This window comes from Ruegeria sp. CE6 (genome assembly GCF_056537485.1).
In genome coordinates, this window is record NZ_JBQFRR010000003.1 from 137,936 (window position 1) to 159,361 (window position 21,426).

Annotated in this window: 18 protein-coding genes; 7 read left to right on the forward strand and 11 right to left on the reverse strand. The window is 53.5% G+C overall.

Annotated features, from left to right (window positions below):
• Positions 1 to 7: 7 nt before the first annotated feature.
• Genes kce through ACR0DK_RS14615 form a run of 4 tightly spaced genes read right to left on the reverse strand, consistent with a single transcriptional unit; the run spans position 8 to position 4,384 of the window.
• Complete coding sequence (gene kce, locus ACR0DK_RS14600; RefSeq protein WP_480736781.1) at positions 8 to 940, reverse strand: 3,5-dioxohexanoate:acetyl-CoA acetone transferase; 933 nt, start codon at positions 938 to 940, stop codon at positions 8 to 10.
• Positions 940 to 1,707 (reverse strand): SDR family NAD(P)-dependent oxidoreductase, encoded by a 768-nt coding sequence (locus tag ACR0DK_RS14605; protein WP_255612000.1) that lies wholly within the window; start codon positions 1,705 to 1,707, stop codon positions 940 to 942. Before ACR0DK_RS14605 ends, kce begins: the two co-directional genes overlap by 1 nt.
• A gap of 32 nt (positions 1,708 to 1,739) precedes the next feature.
• Complete coding sequence (gene betC, locus ACR0DK_RS14610) at positions 1,740 to 3,266, reverse strand: choline-sulfatase (protein WP_223117486.1); 1,527 nt, start codon at positions 3,264 to 3,266, stop codon at positions 1,740 to 1,742.
• On the reverse strand, positions 3,263 to 4,384 hold the full coding sequence (locus tag ACR0DK_RS14615; protein ID WP_223117487.1) for an aromatic ring-hydroxylating oxygenase subunit alpha: 1,122 nt from the start codon (positions 4,382 to 4,384) through the stop codon (positions 3,263 to 3,265). The genes betC and ACR0DK_RS14615 overlap by 4 nt, the downstream gene beginning before the upstream one ends.
• Before the next feature lie 666 nt (positions 4,385 to 5,050).
• Here ACR0DK_RS14615 and ACR0DK_RS14620 point away from each other — a divergent pair.
• The 3 genes from ACR0DK_RS14620 (at position 5,051) to ACR0DK_RS14630 (ending at position 7,982) form a co-directional block, all read left to right on the forward strand.
• Complete coding sequence (locus ACR0DK_RS14620) at positions 5,051 to 5,413, forward strand: hypothetical protein (protein ID WP_170567680.1); 363 nt, start codon at positions 5,051 to 5,053, stop codon at positions 5,411 to 5,413.
• Positions 5,414 to 6,718: 1,305 nt separating this feature from the next.
• Positions 6,719 to 6,931: a hypothetical protein gene (locus tag ACR0DK_RS14625; RefSeq protein WP_170395513.1), complete on the forward strand. Its 213-nt coding sequence runs from the start codon at positions 6,719 to 6,721 to the stop codon at positions 6,929 to 6,931.
• A gap of 241 nt (positions 6,932 to 7,172) precedes the next feature.
• Positions 7,173 to 7,982, forward strand: coding sequence for a hypothetical protein (locus ACR0DK_RS14630; protein WP_170395515.1), 810 nt, complete (start codon positions 7,173 to 7,175; stop codon positions 7,980 to 7,982).
• 341 nt (positions 7,983 to 8,323) lie between these two features.
• On the opposite strand, the gene ACR0DK_RS14635 is transcribed toward ACR0DK_RS14630, so the two are convergent.
• The 4 genes from ACR0DK_RS14635 to ACR0DK_RS14650 form a co-directional block, all read right to left on the reverse strand.
• On the reverse strand, positions 8,324 to 9,271 hold the full coding sequence (locus ACR0DK_RS14635) for a DMT family transporter (protein WP_480437132.1): 948 nt from the start codon (positions 9,269 to 9,271) through the stop codon (positions 8,324 to 8,326).
• A gap of 471 nt (positions 9,272 to 9,742) precedes the next feature.
• A complete protein-coding gene (locus ACR0DK_RS14640; protein WP_480736786.1) occupies positions 9,743 to 11,107 on the reverse strand; it encodes an alpha/beta fold hydrolase in 1,365 nt (454 codons plus the stop codon).
• A 480-nt stretch (positions 11,108 to 11,587) separates the two neighbouring features.
• On the reverse strand, positions 11,588 to 12,094 hold the full coding sequence (locus tag ACR0DK_RS14645) for a luciferase domain-containing protein (protein WP_480736789.1): 507 nt from the start codon (positions 12,092 to 12,094) through the stop codon (positions 11,588 to 11,590).
• A 98-nt stretch (positions 12,095 to 12,192) separates the two neighbouring features.
• Complete coding sequence (locus tag ACR0DK_RS14650; protein WP_480437128.1) at positions 12,193 to 12,783, reverse strand: YceI family protein; 591 nt, start codon at positions 12,781 to 12,783, stop codon at positions 12,193 to 12,195.
• Between the two features lie 124 nt (positions 12,784 to 12,907).
• Between ACR0DK_RS14650 and ACR0DK_RS14655 the strand changes: the two genes are divergently transcribed.
• The gene (locus ACR0DK_RS14655) at positions 12,908 to 13,489 is read left to right on the forward strand and encodes a TetR/AcrR family transcriptional regulator (protein WP_170408611.1); all 582 of its coding nucleotides are present in this window, start codon (positions 12,908 to 12,910) and stop codon (positions 13,487 to 13,489) included.
• A gap of 195 nt (positions 13,490 to 13,684) precedes the next feature.
• On the opposite strand, the gene ACR0DK_RS14660 is transcribed toward ACR0DK_RS14655, so the two are convergent.
• Positions 13,685 to 14,272, reverse strand: coding sequence for a TetR/AcrR family transcriptional regulator (locus tag ACR0DK_RS14660; protein ID WP_480736795.1), 588 nt, complete (start codon positions 14,270 to 14,272; stop codon positions 13,685 to 13,687).
• Between the two features lie 80 nt (positions 14,273 to 14,352).
• Between ACR0DK_RS14660 and ACR0DK_RS14665 the strand changes: the two genes are divergently transcribed.
• Positions 14,353 to 14,826, forward strand: a complete 474-nt coding sequence (locus tag ACR0DK_RS14665; protein ID WP_480736798.1) for a cupin domain-containing protein — start codon at positions 14,353 to 14,355, stop codon at positions 14,824 to 14,826.
• Between the two features lie 261 nt (positions 14,827 to 15,087).
• Here the strand turns inward: ACR0DK_RS14665 and ACR0DK_RS14670 are convergent, their stop codons facing one another.
• Positions 15,088 to 15,729: a TetR/AcrR family transcriptional regulator gene (locus ACR0DK_RS14670; RefSeq protein WP_480736800.1), complete on the reverse strand. Its 642-nt coding sequence runs from the start codon at positions 15,727 to 15,729 to the stop codon at positions 15,088 to 15,090.
• A 171-nt stretch (positions 15,730 to 15,900) separates the two neighbouring features.
• On the opposite strand from ACR0DK_RS14670, the gene ACR0DK_RS14675 reads away from it, so the two are divergent.
• Positions 15,901 to 16,977: an efflux RND transporter periplasmic adaptor subunit gene (locus ACR0DK_RS14675; RefSeq protein ID WP_170465870.1), complete on the forward strand. Its 1,077-nt coding sequence runs from the start codon at positions 15,901 to 15,903 to the stop codon at positions 16,975 to 16,977.
• 12 nt (positions 16,978 to 16,989) lie between these two features.
• Positions 16,990 to 20,133, forward strand: coding sequence for an efflux RND transporter permease subunit (locus ACR0DK_RS14680; protein WP_480736802.1), 3,144 nt, complete (start codon positions 16,990 to 16,992; stop codon positions 20,131 to 20,133).
• Between the two features lie 278 nt (positions 20,134 to 20,411).
• On the opposite strand, the gene ACR0DK_RS14685 is transcribed toward ACR0DK_RS14680, so the two are convergent.
• Positions 20,412 to 21,311, reverse strand: coding sequence for a hypothetical protein (locus ACR0DK_RS14685; protein ID WP_480736804.1), 900 nt, complete (start codon positions 21,309 to 21,311; stop codon positions 20,412 to 20,414).
• Between the last annotated feature and the right edge of the window lie 115 nt (positions 21,312 to 21,426).

Here is a 21,426-nt window from a genome sequence, read left to right on the forward strand (position 1 = left end):
CGTCTCCTCAGAAGCCAACCTGATCGCCGCCTTTTAGTGCGAGCCGCATGCGCGCTTCTGCTGGCGTCGCGACCGTAAGGCCAAGGTTTTCAACGATTGATCGGATGCGCGTGACCTGTTCCGCGTTAGATTTTGCCAACTCACCCTTGCCGATGAACAGGCTGTCTTCGAGACCGACACGCAGGTTACCGCCCCGCATGGCGCTTTGGGTCGCAAATGGCATTTGGTGACGACCAGCGGCAAGGACCGACCATTCGTAATTCTCTGCTCCGAACAGCTTATCGGCTGTGTTGTGCATGTGGGTCAGATGGTCGGCATCTGCGCCAACGCCACCCAAGATGCCAAATACCATCTGAATGAAAAATGGCGGTTTGATCAGGCCCTGATCCACGAACCATTTGACGTTGTAGAGATGTCCAAGATCATAGCATTCGAACTCGAACTTGGTGCCGTGATCTCCACCAAGTTTTTCGATGGCGTAACGAATTGTTTTGAAAGTGTTGGGAAAGATAAAGTCTTCCGTCATCTCCAAAAATGGTCGTTCCCAGTCGTGCAGAAACTCGGTGTATTTCTGCAGCATCGGAAAGATACCAAAGTTCATGGATCCCATGTTGAGCGATGCCATCTCTGGGCTGGTAGATGTCGCCGCCCGCAGCCGCTCATCCATCGACATCCCCAAGCCGCCGCCGGTCGAGACATTCATCACAACATCGGTGGACTGCTTGATTACGGGTAGAAACTGCTTGAACAGCTCAGGTCGGGGATCGGGTTTTCCTGTCTCCGGGTGCCGTGCGTGCAGGTGAATGATTGATGCCCCTGCCTGGGCCGCCTCAATACTGGCCGTCGCAATCTCGGCCGGTGTAATCGGCAGATGCGGAGACATTGACGGCGTATGGATGCCTCCGGTCGGCGCGCAAGTGATAATGACTGGCTTGGGCATCAGAGCTTCATCTGCTGCACTTGTGCAGACAGCCCCCCGTCCAGAACCCACAACTGGCCAGAGGCATAGCGCGCCTCGTCCGAGGCAAGCCAGTTGACCAAATTTGCAATATCCTCGGGCGTCCCGTAGGTCCGCATTGGATGAACATCGCGCACGGCCTTTTGCAGCGTTTCAATGTTGCCACCTCCTCCGCCGGATCCATCGCCGTTGAAGAAGCTCTGCAGCATTGGAGTGTCGATATAGCCAGGGCAGATGGCATTCACCCGGATACCTTCTGGGCCATGATCGCAAGCCATTGCGCGGGTCAAAGCGTGAACTGCACCCTTGGTCGCGCAATAGGCCGCAAGCCCAGGGTCTGCGATGAACCCGTCGTAGGAGCCAAAGTTGATAAGGCTTGCGCTATTCCCTGTCTTCGCCGCTTCGCGCATTAGGGGGAGGGCGTATTTCGAGGTCAGGAAAGTGCCTGTGGAGTTTACGGCAAAGCTTTGGTTCCATTCCTCCAGCGTAGTCTCCTCAACCGTTTTTTCGATCTCGATCCCCGCCGCGTTCACTAGGATGTCCAACTTTCCGTGTGCGGCGCGCACATGATCCATCGCCGCAACCGAGTCTGCTTCTTGAGTCACATCCAGCTTAACAAAATGACTGCCGTCGTCGTCGTGTTGATCTAACGACCCTTCCGGTGTGAGATCAGCGGCAAATACCGTTGCGCCTTCTCTTAGAAACCGAGCGACAATCGCGCGCCCGATTCCACCGCGGGCACCAGTCACGAGAGCAACTTTTCCGTTCAGCATCATTGGTTTCAATCCTTCAATGGCGGATAGCGGTAGCGGCGTGCAGCCACTGTCCAATCCATATTGTTGCGTACATACTGCTGACTTGCATCGGACGGCGGGTTGTAGTCCCAAGGCTCGCTGGCACCGGCCTCCATCGCGGCATGTAATGCACGGCGCGATTTTTGCGTGGCGATTATCTTCTTTCGCAAAGCACTGCCGTCCCACCGTTCGGCGACTTCGGCTGCAAAACGAGTTTTCGCGTCGGAGTAGCTTGGGTCCGAAGCTAAATTCTTCGTTTCCATCGGGTCAGCACTCAGGTCATAGAGCTGCGGTGGGTCGCTATCACAATGAATATATTTTAAGGGCCCGCGCCGGATCATGATCACAGGATAGCCCGTCATCTCGGCACAATATTCTCCGATCGCCTCATCAACTGGATCTTCTTCACCCCGAGCCAAAGGCATAAGGCTACGACCGTCGATCGGCTCTCCGATCATCGTCTCATCACCGCCGCCGATGTCGATAAATGTCGGCAACAGATCGACCAGTGACACCGCATTCTGCGCCGTCCCAACCGCAATGCCCGGCCCGGCCATGACTAACGGAACTCGCGCGGAGTGCTCAAAGAAGTTCATTTTGTACCACAGCCCACGTTCACCCAGCATGTCGCCATGGTCGGCTGTGACAATCACAATGGTGCTGTCCAACTCGCCCGTTTCTTCGAGGGTTTGAACCAGCTCTCCGATTTTGCTGTCGAAGTAACTGACGTTTGCCAGGTAGGCATGGCGCGCGCGCAGGATTACTTCCTCGGTCAGTGGCACATAAGACGCTTCGATCCCATCCAATAAACGTCGTGAAAAGGGGTCTTGATCCTCCAACGCGGGCACAAACGCGGGCAAGTCAATTTCATCTTCCGCATACAGGTTCCACCATTCTGGTCGGGCTACATATGGATCGTGCGGGTGAATGAAGCTTGCAACCATCGCAAAAGGCGCGTCATTGCCAAGCGCTTTGTCTCGGGCCGCATCGAACAGCCAGCGTTTGGCAGCAAAACCGACCTCGTCGTCATAGTCGATCTGGAAAGTCGCGTGGGCAACGCCGCTTTCCTTCACCGTTTGCATGTTGTGATACCACTTGTCGATCCGCTCGTCCGGGACCTCCCAATCCGGGGTCCACGCGAAATCAGCAGGATAGATGTCGGTTGTCACACGATCCTCAAATCCATGCATCTGATCCGGTCCGACAAAATGCATCTTGCCTGCCAAACATGTACGATAGCCCAGCGATTTCAGATAATGCGCAAATGTCGGCACCGAAGCCTTGAACTCGGATGCATTGTCGTAAGCTGCGATGCGACTGATGTGCTGACCCGACATAAAGGAAAACCGTGAAGGCGCACAGAGAGGGGAATTGCAGTAAGCTGCATCGAAGCGCATGCCGCGCGCGGCCAACGCGTCAAGATGTGGCGTCTTGGCGACCTTATGCCCGTACGCCCCTGTGAAATGCGGAGCCAATTGGTCCGCCATGACCACAAGGATGTTTGGCCGCGTCACGTGGCACCTTTTGCGTAAGCGTCCAAGACTAAGCCATGGAAGTGATGAACGGCGTGCTCGGACTTGCCAGACCCATCCGGGTCATTGACGATTCGACCTTGGGTGAACGCAGGCGTTTTCATCCCGCGCTGTACGCTTTCGACGAGGCTGATATCTTCGACCTGAAGTACCTCGTCCAGATAGCGAATTGCATCCAGCTCCATCGCGTCAGGTTCCGGCGTCTCAAGGAAGAAGTCGTAAGTTTCAAGCGTCCGATCTGGCCCAACAGGGATAATGTTCAACACGATCATGCTGGACCGTCCCGGATATCGCATCAGGCAAGTGGTAGGATAGAGCCACCAAACCGCGTGGGTTTTTACCGTGGCGTTCGAGACGTCATAGGCGGTATTTGGACTGTTGCCTGCGTCAGCCATATGGCTGGAGTAAATGCCGTAGGTCGTAACCTTGTAGGTACCCATATCCACGAGGTCACAAAAATCCTTATGGGCCGTAGGGCAATGATAGCACTCAAGGAAATTGTCCACGACGTTCTTCCAATTCGACTTGATGTCGTAGGTCAGACGGTGGCCAAAAGTGAGTTGATCCACATCCGGTGCCCAATGGCGCACCTCGGTTTCCAGGTTTCCGGATTGCTCTGACAAAGAGGCAGCAGTCGGATCCAAATTGACAAAAACAAAGCCGCAAAATTCTTCAACCTGTACAGCATCGAGACAAATCTCATCCTTGTTGAAGTCTTCGAGGTTTTCAGTATGTGGCGCACGCGCCAATTGCCCGTCGAGTTTATAGACCCAGGCATGATAGGGGCACATAATCCGTGTGGTATTGCCTTCGCCTGATAGCAGTTCATGGGCACGGTGTTTGCATACGTTGTAAAAGGCGCGAAGCTTACCCTCTTTGTCACGCACGACCGCAATAGGCTGACCGGCAACATCCACCGTTACATATGATCCCGGCTCACGTGTTTTCTCGACATGACACACCCATTGCCAAGTTTTGGAGAGGATGGAGCGAAGGTCTGCGTCAAACCACTTGCGCTCGGTGTAGGCAGCGGCCTGCAATGAGCTGGAGCGTGATGGGTCAGCATGATAGCCAAAGAAAATTGCACCTGAATCAGTCATGATAGCGTCTCCGATGTTAGGTTAAATCTATTGCGCGTGGGATTCGAAGCTATGTTTAATCAGCCGCTAGTTTGATTATTTTCGCTAAGCATTTGGCTTTCGGGGACACCGTATTAACCCATCAAGCACTGCGTTTAGCTGACAAGCGAATGCTGGGCCCTTGACTGCATCTGTTATGCGGTCATTCGTGCACACTGCAGGAATCGGCAAAATGGGCTCAAACCGAACATTCTCTGCACTGCGGTTGTGGGAATCTGGCGGAGTGTCTGGATTGCGGGACAAAGTCGCCTTTTGTTGACGCCGCTTTTGCTCACGCAGCATTTCCTCGCATCTGCGGCAGCGTCCTCTCGTTGGTGCAGCAAATTTCACGAGACCGGACATTGAAGCCCATTCGGTTAGTCGGCTTTCAATCCGACCTTTCGCCGCGACCAACCTCAATCACCAAGGGGCGGACGAAGCCAACATTCATTCGTTGAACGTTTTCGACGGGTCGTCCAGTGTAAAAGGGCGTGAATCGCACATAGCTGTACGTGGAGTAGTATTGACCCTTTGGAAAAGGCTTAGAGAACGTTCAAGCGACCGGAATTCGCTGGGCCTGATCACAGGAGCAGGGAAGCATTTATACGCAGCTTTTGTCAGGACTACAAAGCCTGGAATGATCATTGCATGGCGATAAGCACCGCAACCGAGTGTCTCAAACGCCCAGAAATGATATCAGAGTTATCGAAGGCTTACTCTGATTTCGTTGGCAAATACGCCACTCCCGACATCGAGCTACAATTGATATCTTTCGGAACGGATGCATCCTTCGACCCAAGCAGGCTGACGTGCGGAACTGCGGGAATAGAAGGCTCTCGTCTGAAGCAACCGTTTTTAATCAAAAGCGTGCACGGGGATTGGTCTGATGAGTACATAGCACATAACAAGGAAAGCGTGGACGGCTCGTTTCGGCTCGAACAGATTTACTTTATAGATCCATTTCCTGAGGATAATAAGGAGAACGAAGCCGCTTTTATTCCTATTTTGTGAACGTCAAAGTTGGGCTTTCCTGGCACCTTCGTCGCAAGATCTATGAACGACCGCTCCAAGATGGAGCTCCCTTTGCTGTGCGTCGTATGAATGGGCAAGATGCAGGACAAATCTGCCGTTCAACTTTTCTGTGGTGGTGTCTGCTTATCTAATAGTCGTATAATCCGTTCAGTTAGTTATGCTTGAACCAGAACAGGTAATTTGATCGTGCAATTTGGTGTTGTTGACCTTCAAACCTGACAAATTTGGATTTTCTATCAGGTCGCTGCTCAGACTCTCACATCGCTCGACGAACACCCACCTTGGCGTTAAGTTGCCCGAACAGGTTGGCGAAAATGATCAACCACGAAGGCACGGATTGGGCGGAGGCAACAAAGCATTATGCCTGAGAAAATTTAATGACATCGAGATTAACGCATTTCTTCCAAAAAGCACTTGGCCGTAAGCGCAATAGTCACAGGTTATCGAATGAGGACGAAAATTTCGTCGGCAGCGCAGCCGCGGGAATGTTGGCACAAATTCAGCACGAAACGAATATGCGCGCCGCGCGTGGGAACGAGCCGATCTCCGTTCGTCTTGTCCCCCAAGTGCCAGTACGGGATGCGGATGCCGCGGCGGGTTGGATCGGAGGAGGGGCTTGTCGGTTACTTTGCCCTCTGGCGCCATAGCTCGTGTAGAAGCGATTTCAGACCTGAATGTCGAGAGCTTCGCGCCAGGCGAGGACAGAAATCAGCACCAGGTTCTCGCCAATTGGACTGCCCGTGTAAGCGGCGGTCATTGGGGGCATCTACATAGGCAAACGGTTTCTTATCGCGGCTTGCTGGATGTTTCGCGGCATGGCGACCATTGAATGCTTGATGACCTGACGATTATCAGCGCCAAAACAGGAGGGTAATTCAGTGGCTGAAACGCGGCCTCAAAACCAGTCATTTGAGCACTTATCGGAAATTGGACTCACAATGCGAGCAGGGAGCTGACATTTCAGTGTTTCGGCATTCACTTGAATTGCCACCAATCGCCAATGTCCCGAAAGGCACCAAAAGTACGGCAGTGCGTTGGCAGTTCATTTTGAGGCCGAAACGTCTTAGGCTGTGAAATGGGCCGTAAACGGAGGAACCAATCGTAATACGAACAATCGCACTCGCGCTTGTGGCAAGCGTCATTGCAAACCCTTCTTTTGCAACGTTTCTTGTTTCCTGCGAAGCGCCTGATGAGTCAGGCGTTGCGGTAGCATTTGGCTTTGGATCTGTACCCGGCCTTGCGATTATCAGCGCGACGATCCACGCGGATGGACAGGACTGGAGCATGACAGAGACAGAAGGTGCGCTGCCCATTGTTTTGGCGCAGGGGGCCTCGGAGAACACACACACATTGCTGGATTTCGCCGATCCTGAGTTTGATCGCATTGTTGCATCCGTGCGGCTGATTACGGCTGATGAAGGCGATGACCAAATCACCGTTGGCACGCTTAAGATCCCAGAGGTCGGGGTCTTTCCGCTGGTCTGCGAAGGACCATGACCCATATCTGTGCCAGAAACGTGTGGGCGGGGCAGAGAGAGAATTCCGATGCCCATGACCTAGTGAAAGAACATCCAGTTATAGCTTCATTCTCCGTTTTTTGGCGATCTCGGCCCGCCCTGACCTATAGATATGAGGTCAACACCCCGGACAAATTCAGACGTGGCATTTTCTAGCTGGATTCCGCACCACGCCCACCCGGCAACCTTCTAGCGGCCACGCCACCTCAGGAGACAGTCGCATGATCCAAGAAATACAACAACCTGGAGATCCAGTAGCCGACATTCTCTTCAATTGGCTTCCATTTCTTGGGATGGTTGCGCTTGGCGTAGTGGGATTGATCATCACCGCGCGGGGCTATCGGCACTATCTCAATTCGACGTATCTAAAGCGAGCCGGCCGACCTGGGCAGGCGCGCGTGACCGACAAGTGGGTCAAGAAGGGCCACGTTGGTCGCAACGAACGGCATCGTACGAAACCTTCGAAACGTTACTTTCTGCGCTTCCAACTTTTGGATGACCCGCGCGCATTTTCCCTAAAAGAAGTCGCTCCGGTAGACCTTTGGAACGCGGTCGAGGTCGGCGACGCGGTCGACGTGCTCTATCACCCGAGGCGGCGCTTGATGCGCCTTGCTGCCTGGACGAAGTACAGCGGGACAAACGCAGGTGCGGCCCAGATGGCGATTGGTGCGATCATGCTGTCAGCAGCCATCGCTTCGGTTGCAGAAGGCGCAGTCTCCGCTTTGCGAAGTCCTGAGCAGCGCATTGCTGGCGAAAGATGGGTTCGCAGCAAGGCAGAGGTTTTGAACATGGGCAAGCCTGCGGATCCGTATCTGCGTATGTTTGCCCCAGGGTCTCGGATGATCCGTGTCGTGTTCGGAGAGACCCATGGCGGCGCATTCTTAGGGAATGAGCGCTTTATCCGTGTGACCCCAGCAGAAATTGAAACTTACGCCATCGACGACGAAGCGATCCTGGTTGCCTGGATGGACCCGGAGAATGAATTCAATGCCGTTCTGGACCTTGAGAGGCGTGACACAGATTTGCGCTGATTGTTTTGACTAAAAGTAAGGCGACAAATACACTCAGATGGCGAGTTGGCCCGAATTACGTGACTGATCTTGGTTGCAAAGAAAGTGCACTTTTGATTCTGGAAAAGTCGAAGTGCTGAATAACCAGATTGGCAATGCAAGCATCAACATCGCTTTATGTCTGCCGCATGTGAACACGTGCTACGACAGCGCTCTCTGAAATTCAAAAATCTAGAAGGTCCGCGAGTCGCACGTTGATTATTGGTCTGATGCTGCGTTGTTGATGAATGTCCGGTTCGAAGGGCCTCGCCGCAGCAACTTGACCAGGATGTGTAGGTCGGCTTTAGGCCGGGCATGTAGCCTTAGATTGGAGGTACGGCGCGTTCGGTGACCAACTGTCTGGCCGCCACCCTTTCGCGATGTATCATGTACAGCCCTGCACTGATGATGATCGCAATGCCAATCAGGCTAAGCGTATTCGGGAAGTCATTGAAGACAAGATAGCCGAACAAGGTCGCGACCGGCAGCTCAAAATACTGCAGCGGTGCCAGCGTGACGGAAGGCGCAAAAGACAGCGCATAGGTCATCATCATGTGGCTCACCGTCGCGAAGAAGCCAGCGCCCAAAAGCCACAACAGAGCGGTGTCTGTTGGCCAAACGGGATCAAACAAATCAGAGCCGGAACCTTGCGCAACAATTAGAGCTGGAATGCAAAACAGGCTGGCGATCAGACCGGTGTGGAATTGCAGGGTCACGGGGTGCACCCGACGCGACAATCCCCGGGTCACAAGAATGTAGAAAGCGAAGGCAACTGCCGTTCCTACCGGAATAATAGCGACCGCGCCGAAAGCTGCGAAACTGGGCTGGATGACGAACAACACCCCGACAAACCCCACAAGCGCCGCGCAGACGCGACGCGGGCCGACATCTTCACCAAAATAGAACTTGCCGACCAACAAGACGATGAACGGGGCCACGAACACGATTGCTAATGCATCGGCAAGGGGCATCACCCGGATCGCGGCAATGAAGCAAAATGTTGCGAACACCAACAGCAATGAGCGGAAAACCAGCACCATCACCTGACCTTTCGCCACGCGCAACGACAGTCCCATTATCCAGATGAATGGCGCCATCAACGCGCATTGTACCACAAACCGAGCAGCCGTAATCTGCCCAACCGGCACACTGGTTGACGCGAGTTTCGCAGACACATCCAGCAAAGGAGCGGTTAGGCAAAACCCCAGCATCAGCGCAACGCCAACAAGTGTGCGATCCGGAGATTGAGGTATGCGTTCAGCTGAGGTCATCACTTTATTTAGAGATGTCGCCAAATGCGTGTCTGTTCTCAATACGACGACAGGCAAAAATCCCGCTATCCACGAGTTCGGGTTGAATTGGATATAGCGCTCGTGGCGAATGTCTCTTCTGACGGTCCGCACAGTCGCATCAGATGGCCGGGCCAAATGGCAGCTAGGGCCGTTATCACACATCCCAACAAACTGACTTATCGGAAGCTTTGTCCGCAGAGCGGTCATTCGGGGTGAGGCGATCAGTGTCTGCTGTGCGGACAAAGTTGCCATAGGCTCAATGGTTGTTGAGGACCGGTCTCAGCTCAAACCGGACATTCGTGACAAGACTTTGCAGTTTCCGAGATCAGGACAAAGCGGTCGATGACGAGAAGCTTAGAGTTTTCAAATTCCAGTATCGAAAATCAAAGGGCGCACGGCATCTTCCTACCTTCGAACAATAAAGGCTTGGCAAAGAACAACGTACACTGCTCAAATTGAACTCAAGAAACGCTCAATTTCCACTAGGGCTTTAGGCCAGGCAGGATCATACTCTGGCATCGTGTTGTTTGCTGTCTCAAGGCCAATAAAGCGCGCATTCTCGATGCCGGAGGCGAATATCCTACCTTGTTCAACACTGTGCATCCTGTCTCGATTAGCGTGCATGACAAGAGCCGGACAGGTGATCCGCGGAAGTAGATCGGTTACGTCGACCCCTGCGACCAGTGGTCCAATCTTGAGCCAATCCTGATGGTCCATTGCCACTTTCATAAATTCTGCATAAGTGCGCTGGTCATGCGGACTTGCGGTTGGAGCAAATGATTGGGCCATCAAGTCTCTTGCAGAAGGGTATTCATCGTTCCAACCTTCAAGACTCATATCCATCATTGCTTGCCCAAGCGCGGCAATTCCGGGCTGTGAACGCACCGCGAGTCCTTGTGCAAATCCACCGAGTAGAACCAACCCCGAAACACGGTCAGGATTATGTGCGGCAAAAGCCGCCGCAATGGTTGCCCCAAAAGATATGCCAAACAATGGCATTTTTTCGATCCCGACTGCGTCCAGTACGGCCTCAACATCTTCGACGATTCGATTCAAAGACACATCCTGCACGCCCCGCTGGGACAAGCCATTGTTTCTACCATCAAACCGATAAAGGCAGTGATTTTCAGAAAGCAGCGGCAACCACCCGGCAATGGTGTTCATCGTCCAATCGTATTCCAGATGCCTGAGCCAGTTTGGTGTGACCAGTAACTTTCTACCGCTTCCAGTGGATGTCCAGGCAAGCGTTGTACCGTCTTTTGATTTTGCAAAGCGGACGTCTTGAGAGTTAGCCAGCAGCTTGTTCTTTGCGTGTCTTTTGTCACCATCTAAATCAATAGAGTAGGCTTCCACTGGATTTGGAATTCCCTTCAACCGTATCGAGCTTTCTGGTCGCAAAGCATCCGCCAGCGAAGTTCCTGCAACTTCAGCAGCTGTCTTGCTGACGAGACAACTTCCAATATGCGCGCTGGATTGAAGGCGCGACGCAACATTCACGGCCTCTCCGAACAAGTCTGCGCCATTTGGCATTACGTCGCCAACGTGGAGACCTCCTCGAAGTGTTACGTCTTCATCTCTCATCTGATTGAAAATCTGGCTGGCAGCATTAATTGCGTCAGTGGCTGCAGCAAACTCAACCAAAGCACCATCTCCCATCAGCTTGAATATTCGTCCATTGTTTTCATGGACCAACGGTCTGATCACATCGTCCAAAATGCGTTGTAGAGTGTTCAGCGTGGTCTCAGCATCCTCTGACATGCGCTTGGTATATTCGACGACATCGAGGCTTAGGATCGCAGCAATTTTCCGCTTCATCAGTCGATGTGATCCTTTTAGCTAAACCAATTCCTCTGAACCAAAATTAACAGACGAATAGATTTTTGTGGCTAAAACTTGTGCCTGGGTATTTTGCTAAGCCGGCAAGTTCCAAAACTTGCGTTGAAACACACAGCCGAGCAAAATGTCTAATTGGCTGGCGAAACCTAGAATTGAGGTGGAGTAGTTAGCGCGTTTCGCGTTACTAACAAAGGTTCACTTTGCAATATCCATTCTGAAAGTGTCAGCCCGTTGCTCTCTTCATCTGTGACCGATGGCAGCCCGAAGCGGAACTTCGACTCTGAGCTTTGCAAAATCTAACAAGCGGACGGCAGCTACCATTAGTGTGAATGGCTTGAAGGTATCGAGCGCTTCGCCACGGCGACAATTTAAGAAAAAAATGACTGTGAGAAACAAGGTGGCTGAAACTGCTCTCTGACAGGAAACAGGTGTCCCCGCACACTTTCGCACAATTCGAGCTTAGCCCAATGTGTTGCCGGTGATGAAGGTGTACGAGCTTTCTACCAGATCGATGACGACATCCAACTCTTCTGGTGTGGTTGGTGTATATATCAAGACAAAGCCGCTCCACCCAGGACGTTGCTTGGCCCAAGGGTGAGCTACGGCCCAGCCAGCCTCAATTGCCCGCCGCGCCATTGCCGGATGCAGCGAAGCGTGCAAGCTGCCATCAGGATGCATATGCGCAAATTCAAACCCACCGACGATAGAGCTCGGTTGAGACAACAACATGTCGGGATCAAGCTGAAAACCAATTGCGCCAGGTAGTGATATGCGTGTGGGGCCAGGTGTAACCCCCGGGAATTGAGCAACTCGCTCCAGCAATAGCTGGGCCAATTCGGCATCAATTTTGACACCAATCTGAGTATGCGGTACGCCGCTTGTCGTTTCAGGACGGTGCGAGGTGCGCTCCGGCAAGGAGCGCTCTTGCGCGGACGCCATCGAGCACATCAATGCCACTACCGTCATAGCAACCGCCAATGTTCTCAGGTGCACATTCATTTTGTTGTCAGCCCGTCAAAAGTAAAGATTGAGTGCTCAGCGCGGTTTCGGTGCCCCTGCACGCATCATTCAGCTTTTAACGCCTCGATATTGATCAAGAGATCTATTTCGTCGCTCACGGCTGGTGCAAAGGCCCCAAGTCCGAATTCAGACCGCACGATAGTCGCCGTTGCTGCCAGCCCCAAGGTCGGTCTGCCCTCCTTTTCGCCAAAAGGGTATGGCGCTGACTTGTTAAGCGTTGTTTCCATAACAATAGGTTTGGTGATGCCATTCATGGTCAGGTCGCCAGAAATATTCGCGGAATTGTCCCCGGTGACTTCGATGCTGGTTGAGGCGAATGTGACCACGTCACCGTCAGTCGCGCCAAAAAAATCATCGGACATGAAGTGTTGCAAACGGGCATCCCAGCCCGTGATCATAGATTTTACAGGCATAGACACTGTGACAGATGATGCAGACGGATCATCTTCGTTGAACTTTATCTCACCGCTAAAACCTGAGAACATTCCAAATGTTTCTGAGAACCCGATGTGGTCGTAGCTGAACAATACCTGGCTGTGTCCAGGATCCAGCTCGTAGGTGCCACTCTCGGACAAAGCGGTTGTCGCGCCCATCGATAAGAGTACCGCCAGCGGGGTTGCTGCCACTTTGAACATTGATACGCTCCCATTTTGACAAGACGTGTTTGTGGAATTGAGTTTTGCGATTTAGGTATTGGCTGACCATACTTTTAGGGCAAAATGTTCTACAGCGCAACAATATGTTCTATAGGAGGGGCGATTGAAAGAAGATCCCAGGCTGATCGCCACACGACAGGCCGCACTTGATGCGGCGCAAAGGATACTGATGGATGAGGGCGTGCTGCACGTAACTCATGGCGCGGTTTCAAAGGCAACGGGCATTTCGCGCAGCACACTTTACAGGCACTGGCCAGATGCGCGCGGTCTGCGTGATGCAGCATTCAGGCGCATCGCAACACCGCCTAACATACCACCCAAAACAGATGGCCCGCTGCGATCTGACCTGCGCTGGTTACTCGGAGTACTGATGGGAGCCTTGAACGACACACCATGGGGCCAAATTGCGCCTCAAGTTGTCGCTGCTGCGTCCACCGATGCAGAAGCGCGCTTGGTGATCACTGAATTCATGAAAGACAGGTTTGCAAGTGTTGAAGCCGTGCTTTCAGCCGCAATAGATCGGGGTGAGATCGCCGCCGACGTTCCGGTTGACCAATTCATAGAACTGGCAGTCGCTGCACCTTATTTCCGCAAGCTCATTCGTCACGAGGCGCTGAACGAAGAATGGTTGGACAAACATGTCGATCTGCTTTGCAGTATCGCGAAAACCAATTCAGGACAGTGACCATCGCCTGACTTTGCAATCACAGCGACCTTCAACTGGCGCGAGATTTCGACAAAACAGCAAGTTATGATCAATAGCCTGTCCAGCCGGTTCCTCATAACTGCTGCTCCAAAAGGTCTCGGCAAACGTTCGCTATGATCGTTCGTTGAGGTTTGCAAAGTCTGCTTTCTGCGCATTTCTGTAATTCGGCCATCCTCAGTTTTTTGGCAAGTACCGATCCAACAGAGCGTCGACCAACCCTTCCTGAAGTTGGTAACCAGTTGCTTCGTCTACACGCAGAATGTCTTCAAGAATGATAAGTTGTTCCATTCCCGTCGTCATGGACAACCGCTTCGCTAGGTCGTCAACGTCCTTCGGCTCCATCAATGAATGAATTGGCGCTAGTGCTTCAGAGAAAGCCGTCACTCTTCTAGCGCCACGCATTTTAACCGTTCCTTCCTCAAGTGATGCCTTGAGTGATTCAGCCAGAAACTGCCTGAAGTGCGCCTCATGAACCCGAGAAAAATCCAGATAGTAACGCGCAACGACATGTACACGGCTCCTGACGTTATTCAGCCCCTCGAGAAGTTCTGACGTTGGAGTAACTTCAAGATCGAGCGTCGCGTCCAAAGCCAAGACACTTGGGTCAGAAAAGTAGCGATAGACCGTCGCACGGCTGGTTTTGGCGCGTTCAGCGACTTTTGCCAGCGTGACTTCCTTGCCTTCCGACATCAGGTCACGTGCTGCCGAAAGAAGTGCTTCTCGCGTCCGGTTGATTTGATTTGTACGAGGCGCCAATCTCAATCCCTTTGTGATACACTTGTCTCATAAGTAGATATGTGTATCATAAGTGCAGTGTTATTCAAGTAAAGGGAGTCGCAGCAATGACAGAACCTCGCCCGCGAATTTATCATCTTCTTGGGAACCTGCTGACCTTTCACGCCTTTCCCAGTGAGACCGGAGATCGTTGTACTATCATTGAGATAAAGACGGCGCCTGGTGCCGGTGCGCCGCCTAATCATCACGCTGGCGAAGATGAGAGCTTTTATGTGCTCGATGGAGAATTCGAGTTCTTATTGAATGGCGAGACAGTCAACGTCAAATGTGGTGACTTCGTTAAGGTTCCGGACGGCGCAGTGCACGCCTTTACATGCACCGGAGAGCGGCCTGGCCGGCTACTTTGCATTAACGCCCCCGGCGCGATGCATGACACTTTTTTTACCGAAGCCGGTGAAGCAATGCCTGACGGCACGACTGATATTCCGGCACCAGATGGACCACCAGACATTCCGGCGATCATGGCTGTGGCAGGTCGAGTGGGAATGACGATCCTGGCGCCTGCGGACGTTCCCAGCTAACGAACGCGCGTGCATAACTCCGGGTTGCGAAACGGAGGCTTTGGAACAAAGCTTCTGCCGTACACCCTAACTTGTAATACTGGCTCAACCCGAAGCCGACATTCACGACGAGACCTTGCGATTCTGGATAGCCGACATTAGCGGCGCTTTCCAAAAAATGTCTTCTATGTGAACCTGAGCAATCGTTTAGGCGCAGGCGTGACAGCGGCTTAGATCGTCTGCTATGAGTGCTTGGTTGAATTCGTTTTAGTGTGAGAACGCTCAACTCAGCATTCTTTCCGAAACGTCCTCAAGAAGGGTATGAAGATCGAATTCTTCACCTTTCTCTGCAAGCCCTTTGTCATGCAAAATGAAGGACAGCCCGTGCACGAAACTCCACAACAAAAAACCACGGCGGCGAACTTCGTCTGTGATTCCCGGTTCACCGAGACATTTTGCTACTTCAGTCAAAAGAATCCCGAAACTTTGCTGGCCGCCTTCCTCCAGCCGGGGATCCGCGATGCGGTCTGTGAAGCCGCCAAATTTCAGTCTGAAGATCCCGGGCTCATTTAACGCAAAGGCAATATACTCCATCCCTATGGCAGTAATGCGCTCGGGAGATCCTTCAGGAACGCCTTCCAGCGCAGTAAGCATTTTGTCTCGGTGCCGATCCATTCCCTCAAGGACAGTGGCGACCAGCATTTCTGTCTTGTCTTTGAAGTGCTTGTAAGGTGCCGCAGTCGATACGCCCGCGCGTCTGCACGCCTCGGATACGGAAAAACTGTCCGGACCTTTTTCTTCTACCAACTGTCGGGTTGCTTCGATCAGTGCAGCGCGGAGATCACCGTGATGATAGGCTTTCTTGCTGACGGAAAGACCAGCCGTTTGTCTGCTAGTCGAAAGATTTTTTTCGAAGCTGCTCATGATCCAACATGTGCCAGATCACGTTTCTCTTGTCAAAGTAAGAACTTCTAACATATGTTAGAGACGCTAACTTGATGAGGTCCCCAAATGCCGAATCCTGCTAATTCATCTACTGAAGCGACCAAACCGAGCCTATTTGCACGTGTGTTACGCGGCACTGTGCGTTTGGGAGTGACCGTCAGTTTTATAGCCGTTGCAGCGGCCGCCGTTCACTTTGGCGCATCCGAGCTCACCCGTAGAGCGGAGGCGGTGCCCGCACCGGATGCCGCCGCTGTGACACCGGTGTCCGTGACGCCGATAACGTCCGAGAGCGCTTACACGGTCGACCGTGTGTTCATCGGGCAGGTCGAACCTCAGCGTTCGGCAGATATCTCTTTCGAGCTGAACGGGACGCTCGATCAAATTCTGGTGGATGAGGGTGACAAGGTTGCCAAAGGTCAACTTCTTGCGACACTGGACATTGCACTGCTGGAGGTCGAACGCGACCGTCTGACATCATCACGCGATGCCATTGCAGCCCAGCTTGCATTTGCAAGAAAGACGGTCGAGCGAAACGCGAAACTCATTGAACAAGGCTTTACCAGTCAAGCCCGTTTGGACGAAGCCGTTTCTCAGCAAGATGAATTGTTATCCAGAATTGGCGAGTTGGATGCGGCCTTGCGCGATGTTACCGTTCGGATTGAGAAATCCAGCATCGAGGCCCCATTTGCCGGTCAAATAACCGCGCGACACGTGGACGGCGGCGAAACTCTGCGCTCGGGCGAGCTGGTTCTAGGAATGGTCGAGGTCGTGTCGCCGCAGGTTCGGATCGGTGTTCCTCTCGATGTTGATCCGGCGCTTCTGACTGATGTTGAGATCGAAATATCAGCTAAAAGCTACCGGGCTGAGCTTGCAACCTTGCGGCCCGATATTGACCCGGTGACCCGAACCCGCACTGCGCTGTTCGATCTGAAAAACGCTCCCGACGTTGCTTTCGGACAAACCGCACGTGTGCATGTACTCGATCCTGTCCAAAGTGCGGGAACCTGGGTGCCCACAACATCGCTGAAGGAAGGAACGCGCGGGCAATGGACACTGCTGGTTGCCGACGCGCAAAAGACTGTGCGCCTGGCGACGGTCGAAGTGCTGCATGCCGAAGACGACCGCGTCTTTGTGCGTGGCGCGTTTCCGGAAGGCACCGTCCTGATCGATCAGGGTCCGCAGCGGGTGAGCGTTGGTCAGCGCGTCGCCTTCGACACTGGCGAGTAACGGAGCGATCTGATGGAAACCCTTACCTTTCGCCATCCCCGGCTGGTTGCCCTCATCATTTTGGTGCTTGTGTCTGCAGGGCTGTCTTCGTTCCTATCGCTTGGGCGACAGGAAGACCCCACGATCACCAACCTCTTCGCAACCATAACCACGCAGTTTCCTGGCGCAGACCCCGAACGGGTTGAAGCACTGGTTACCGCAGAAATCGAAGAAGAACTGCGAAAGATCGCCGAGGTGGATGAGATCAGTTCTGTCTCCCGCTCGGGCGTGTCTGTCGTTTCTGTTGAATTGCTGGAAACACTAGACGAAGCCACCATTGAGCAGGTTTGGGCCGAGGCTCGGGACGCCGTGGAAGATGCGCGCCAGAACTTCCCGGCAGGAGTATTGCCACCGGAATTCGATGCCGAGGGTATTGCTGCCTATTCCGCTGTCATTGCAGTTGCGGCCGAGGACCCCGACTTCCCGATAACTTTGCTGTCTCGTCATGCCGAAGCATTGGGTGACAGATTGCGCGCGATACCTGCGACACGAGCCGTCGACTATTTCGGTCAGCCAGAGGAAGAGGTGCTCGTAAGTGTCGATATGGACAAGGCCGCTGCGCTTGGGCTTGGCGCTGCCGAGATTTCCCAGCGGATCGCCGAAGCAGATGGGAAGGTTCAGTCTGGGCGGCTGCAATCCGATGTCGACCTAACCATTGGCGTCAGCGGAGAAATTGAGAGTCTGGATCGCATTCGGAGCATCGTCCTGCGTGAAAACGCGGACGGTGCAGTGGTGCAGCTCGGCGATATTGCCAGCGTAGACCGGGGCGCACGCGAACCGCAGTCCTCAATCGCTTTTGCCAACGGGATGCCCTCCGTTTTGGTCGGAATTCTGGCGCAGGACGGTGTGCAGATCGACCGCTGGACAGGCTTTCTACGGGATGAGCTTGAGGCCGGCGCCGCAGCGGTACCTTTGGGCATGCAGGAAATACTGCTGTTTGATCAAAGCCAGTACACGACGGATCGTTTGTCAGAGGTTGGGGTCAACATGGCCATTGGCGTGGCTCTGGTTGTGGCAGTTTTGTTTGTTACGTTAGGTGTTCGGGCAGCCGCGATCGTGGCTTTGGTTTTGCCGGTTGTCTCATTGGCGACCCTGGCGACGATGAACATGATCGGTTTGCCCATTCACCAGATGTCCGTGACGGGTCTGATCGTTGCCCTCGGCCTGCTTGTTGACGCAGCCATCGTGATGACCGATGAAATTCGACGTCGTCTGCAGGATGGGATGGAGCGACTTTCAGCCGTGCGAGATGCTGTTCGCCGGTTGGCCGCGCCTTTGCTGGCGTCGACCGTTACTACAGCGCTTGCCTTCACGCCGATGATCTTGCTGCCGGGACCCGCCGGCGACTTTGTCGGTGCTATCGCTATCGCCGTGGTGCTGATGCTTGTTTGGTCCCTGGTTGTGGCCTTGACTGTGACTCCAGCGATTGCGGGCTGGCTACTGTCCGATCGCCCAGACGCAGGAATGCTGAGCCGCGGTATCAGCATCCCGCCACTTGCCCGTATGTTCGAGGCCTCAATTCGATTGTCAGTCACCAATCCGGTGCGATCTATCGCGTTGGCATTGATCTTGCCGGTGCTTGGCTTTGCGGCCTTTCCAACGCTGACCGCGCAATTCTTCCCGGGCGTCGACCGCAACCAATTCTATATCGAAGTCGACATGCCGGGTGGAACGTCAATTGCCACCACCGAAGCAACCGCCCGCCAAATCGATGAAATGCTGCTGGCTGACGACGGCGTCAAAAGTGTCTACTGGACCGTCGGAGAGTCCGGCCCGGCATTCTACTACAACATCGTTGGAAACCGCTCACGAGAGCCTGGGTTTGCACAAGCTATGATCACGACCGGCACGGCAGACGACGCCGCCCGCCTTGTTGGAACTTTGCAGAGTCGTCTGGATACTGACTTTCCTGATGCGCAGATCATCGTTCGCAGTCTTGTTCAGGGCCCTCCGGTCGCCGCACCGGTTGAAGTCAAAATTCAGGGGCAGGACATCACGGTTTTGCGTGATCTGGGCGACGAGGTGCGTTCAGTCATGGCCAATCTCGATCTAGTAACCCAGGCGCGCGCCAGCGTGAACGGCGGCAACCCTCAAATCCGGTTCGAGATTGATGAGGTCAACGCGCGTCTGCTGGGACTGGATGTGGCGGATATAGCTGGTCAGCTGGACACGGCGCTTGTTGGCATTACCGGTGGATCACTGATCGAAGGGACCGAACAGTTGCCGGTGCGTGTTCGACTGGGTGACGAGGTGCGATCAGACCTAAGCGCCATTGTCAGTATGCCCATCCTGCTGCCCAATGCTGCCGCCGTATCCGCCACAAGTGTTTTCCCTGCTGTGCCGTTGTGGGAACTAGCCAGGCCGGTGATCGAACCAGCGGAAAGCGTCATAACCCGAACGGATGGCGTGCGCGAAAACACTATCCAAGCGTTTATCGTCCCCGGTGTTTTACCCGAAGAGGCGTTGCAAGACGTACTAGAAGCGCTTAATGCGTCCGGGTTTGTGTTACCGCAAGGCTATTCGATGTCCTTAGGTGGCGACAGTGATGCCCGATCCAACACCGTGGGCAATCTGCTTGCCTCTGTTGGATTGATTGTCACACTCTCCATTGCGACCATCGTTCTCACCTTTAACTCGTTCCGGCTGACGCTCGTGACATTGGTCGTGTGCGTGTTGTCTGCAGGCCTTTCAATGCTGTCGCTGGCCGTTATGCAATTCCCGTTCGGAATAACGGCGATTATCGGTGTCATCGGCTCGATCGGGGTTTCGATCAACGCGGCGATAATAATTTTAACCGGGTTGCAACAAGACGTTGACGCAAGCCAAGGCGACCGGGTGGCGATGGCGCGTGTTGTGACTGGTTCAAGTCGGCATATCATCTCGACAACGGTCACAACCTTTGGTGGTTTCCTACCCCTGATCATAGCTGGAGGAGCATTTTGGCCGCCATTCGCCGTTGCAATCGCTGGGGGCGTACTGTTGTCGACTGTCGTATCGTTTTATTTCACTCCGCCAATGTTCGCCCTGGTGCATCGTGGAAAGCTTGACCAACCGCTTGAGGCAAACAACCAGCATTCCCAGCCTCAAGAAGCTATTGTTGCGCTTGTGGCAGAGTGAGGTTTGAGACTACTTCTCCTTGCAAATTGGTATGTTTCAAAGCCGTCGTTGTTCGAAGCGGGATTCACTTTCTGTTATGGGCCGCACGCCGGACTTTGCAAAGTCTGGTTTCTGCGCATTGCTGTAATTGGGGCATCGCGCAGCATCGGTCAAAGTGGGCTCGGTGCAGACCTTCGCTGCGTTCCAGCTAACAGACCTCTTTGCGGACAAAGCGGACGTTCGAACTCAGACGCAATAATAACTCCGCGCACAATTGGCAAACCGGCTCAAGGCTGTGATCAGAACCTGACCCTAAACGCCAGCCCAACCAATGGCGCTGTTTCATAGGTCTGACGACTAATTTCCGCTCCATTCGCATCATCTAGCGTCAGGCGGCCGTCAAATTCTGCGCCTGCAAATACGCTCAATGAAACTCCAGGATTTGGGTTGTATCCAACGGAAAGTACGACGGGGATACTCTTGTCTTCGCCCACCCCGTCCTGCGCGAGACCTTCCCCATCTAACCTGAATCGAATTCTCTCCGATCGTGCGGTTAAGGAAAGATCTATGGTCTCAGTCAACGTATAGCTCAGGGTCAACCCGGGGCCTTGTGTCGCACCAATCCCTGAGCCAGTGTTCAAGTTCCAGCGATCATTTAGGTCCCAATCGATCAGCAGGGCCGGAAAAAAATCTGTACCACCATCGTCAAATTGAGAGAACGCGCCAAAGGCCGGTCCTATCGTCAGACGCTCGTTAAGTTGCCAAGCAATACCCGCAAAAACACCGTAGGTCCTGCCATCAGATGAGGAAGCTCCACTTTGATAATCCCACCTGATCTGCGGTGACACAAAAACTGTTGCTGTATCGCTCGCACGAAATCGCATGGGAACAGCAACGCGCAAGTCACGGATGTTCTCCCATGGCTGATTGTTCGATTGACTGAAGCTATAGTCCAGCTTGCCGAAGCTGGTTGAAAGCCCAATGGAGTTTCCTCCTTCCAGATTGTAAAGTGCGGTAGCACGTAGAAATGCTCGGCTTGCAGAGAATTCACCGCCGTCACTCAAATCCGCGTCCCCTTGAAACGCAGCAAGCCCATCAACCTGATACGCCCAACCTAGCCGAGGCTGCGCGGCTGAAGGTAATGCTGCAAATCCTAGAGAAATAGCTCCAAAGCAGCACGTTAGAAAAAGGTTTTTCATATGGCATTTCCCACGTGAGGCTGATTCCTTTTGAGTTGCCATTCCTGAACGAGCGTTTCAAGTCCCTAATGGTCGGCTCTGTGGACTGCGGAGACATGGCTACTCAATGACATAT

Excerpts from the sequence above, each read along its gene's own strand:
- ACR0DK_RS14635 (WP_480437132.1), bottom strand. The coding sequence starts at position 9,271 with ATGACCTCAGCTGAACGCATACCTCAATCTCCGGATCGCACACTTGTT.
- ACR0DK_RS14665 (WP_480736798.1), top strand. The coding sequence starts at position 14,353 with ATGACAGAACCTCGCCCGCGAATTTATCATCTTCTTGGGAACCTGCTG.
- ACR0DK_RS14620 (WP_170567680.1), top strand. The coding sequence starts at position 5,051 with ATGGCGATAAGCACCGCAACCGAGTGTCTCAAACGCCCAGAAATGATA.
- ACR0DK_RS14670 (WP_480736800.1), bottom strand. The coding sequence starts at position 15,729 with ATGAGCAGCTTCGAAAAAAATCTTTCGACTAGCAGACAAACGGCTGGT.
- ACR0DK_RS14680 (WP_480736802.1), top strand. The coding sequence starts at position 16,990 with ATGGAAACCCTTACCTTTCGCCATCCCCGGCTGGTTGCCCTCATCATT.
- ACR0DK_RS14615 (WP_223117487.1), bottom strand. The coding sequence starts at position 4,384 with ATGACTGATTCAGGTGCAATTTTCTTTGGCTATCATGCTGACCCATCA.
- ACR0DK_RS14685 (WP_480736804.1), bottom strand. The coding sequence starts at position 21,311 with ATGAAAAACCTTTTTCTAACGTGCTGCTTTGGAGCTATTTCTCTAGGA.
- ACR0DK_RS14640 (WP_480736786.1), bottom strand. The coding sequence starts at position 11,107 with ATGAAGCGGAAAATTGCTGCGATCCTAAGCCTCGATGTCGTCGAATAT.
- ACR0DK_RS14625 (WP_170395513.1), top strand. The coding sequence starts at position 6,719 with ATGACAGAGACAGAAGGTGCGCTGCCCATTGTTTTGGCGCAGGGGGCC.
- kce (WP_480736781.1), bottom strand. The coding sequence starts at position 940 with ATGCCCAAGCCAGTCATTATCACTTGCGCGCCGACCGGAGGCATCCAT.
- ACR0DK_RS14630 (WP_170395515.1), top strand. The coding sequence starts at position 7,173 with ATGATCCAAGAAATACAACAACCTGGAGATCCAGTAGCCGACATTCTC.
- ACR0DK_RS14645 (WP_480736789.1), bottom strand. The coding sequence starts at position 12,094 with ATGACGGTAGTGGCATTGATGTGCTCGATGGCGTCCGCGCAAGAGCGC.
- ACR0DK_RS14650 (WP_480437128.1), bottom strand. The coding sequence starts at position 12,783 with ATGTTCAAAGTGGCAGCAACCCCGCTGGCGGTACTCTTATCGATGGGC.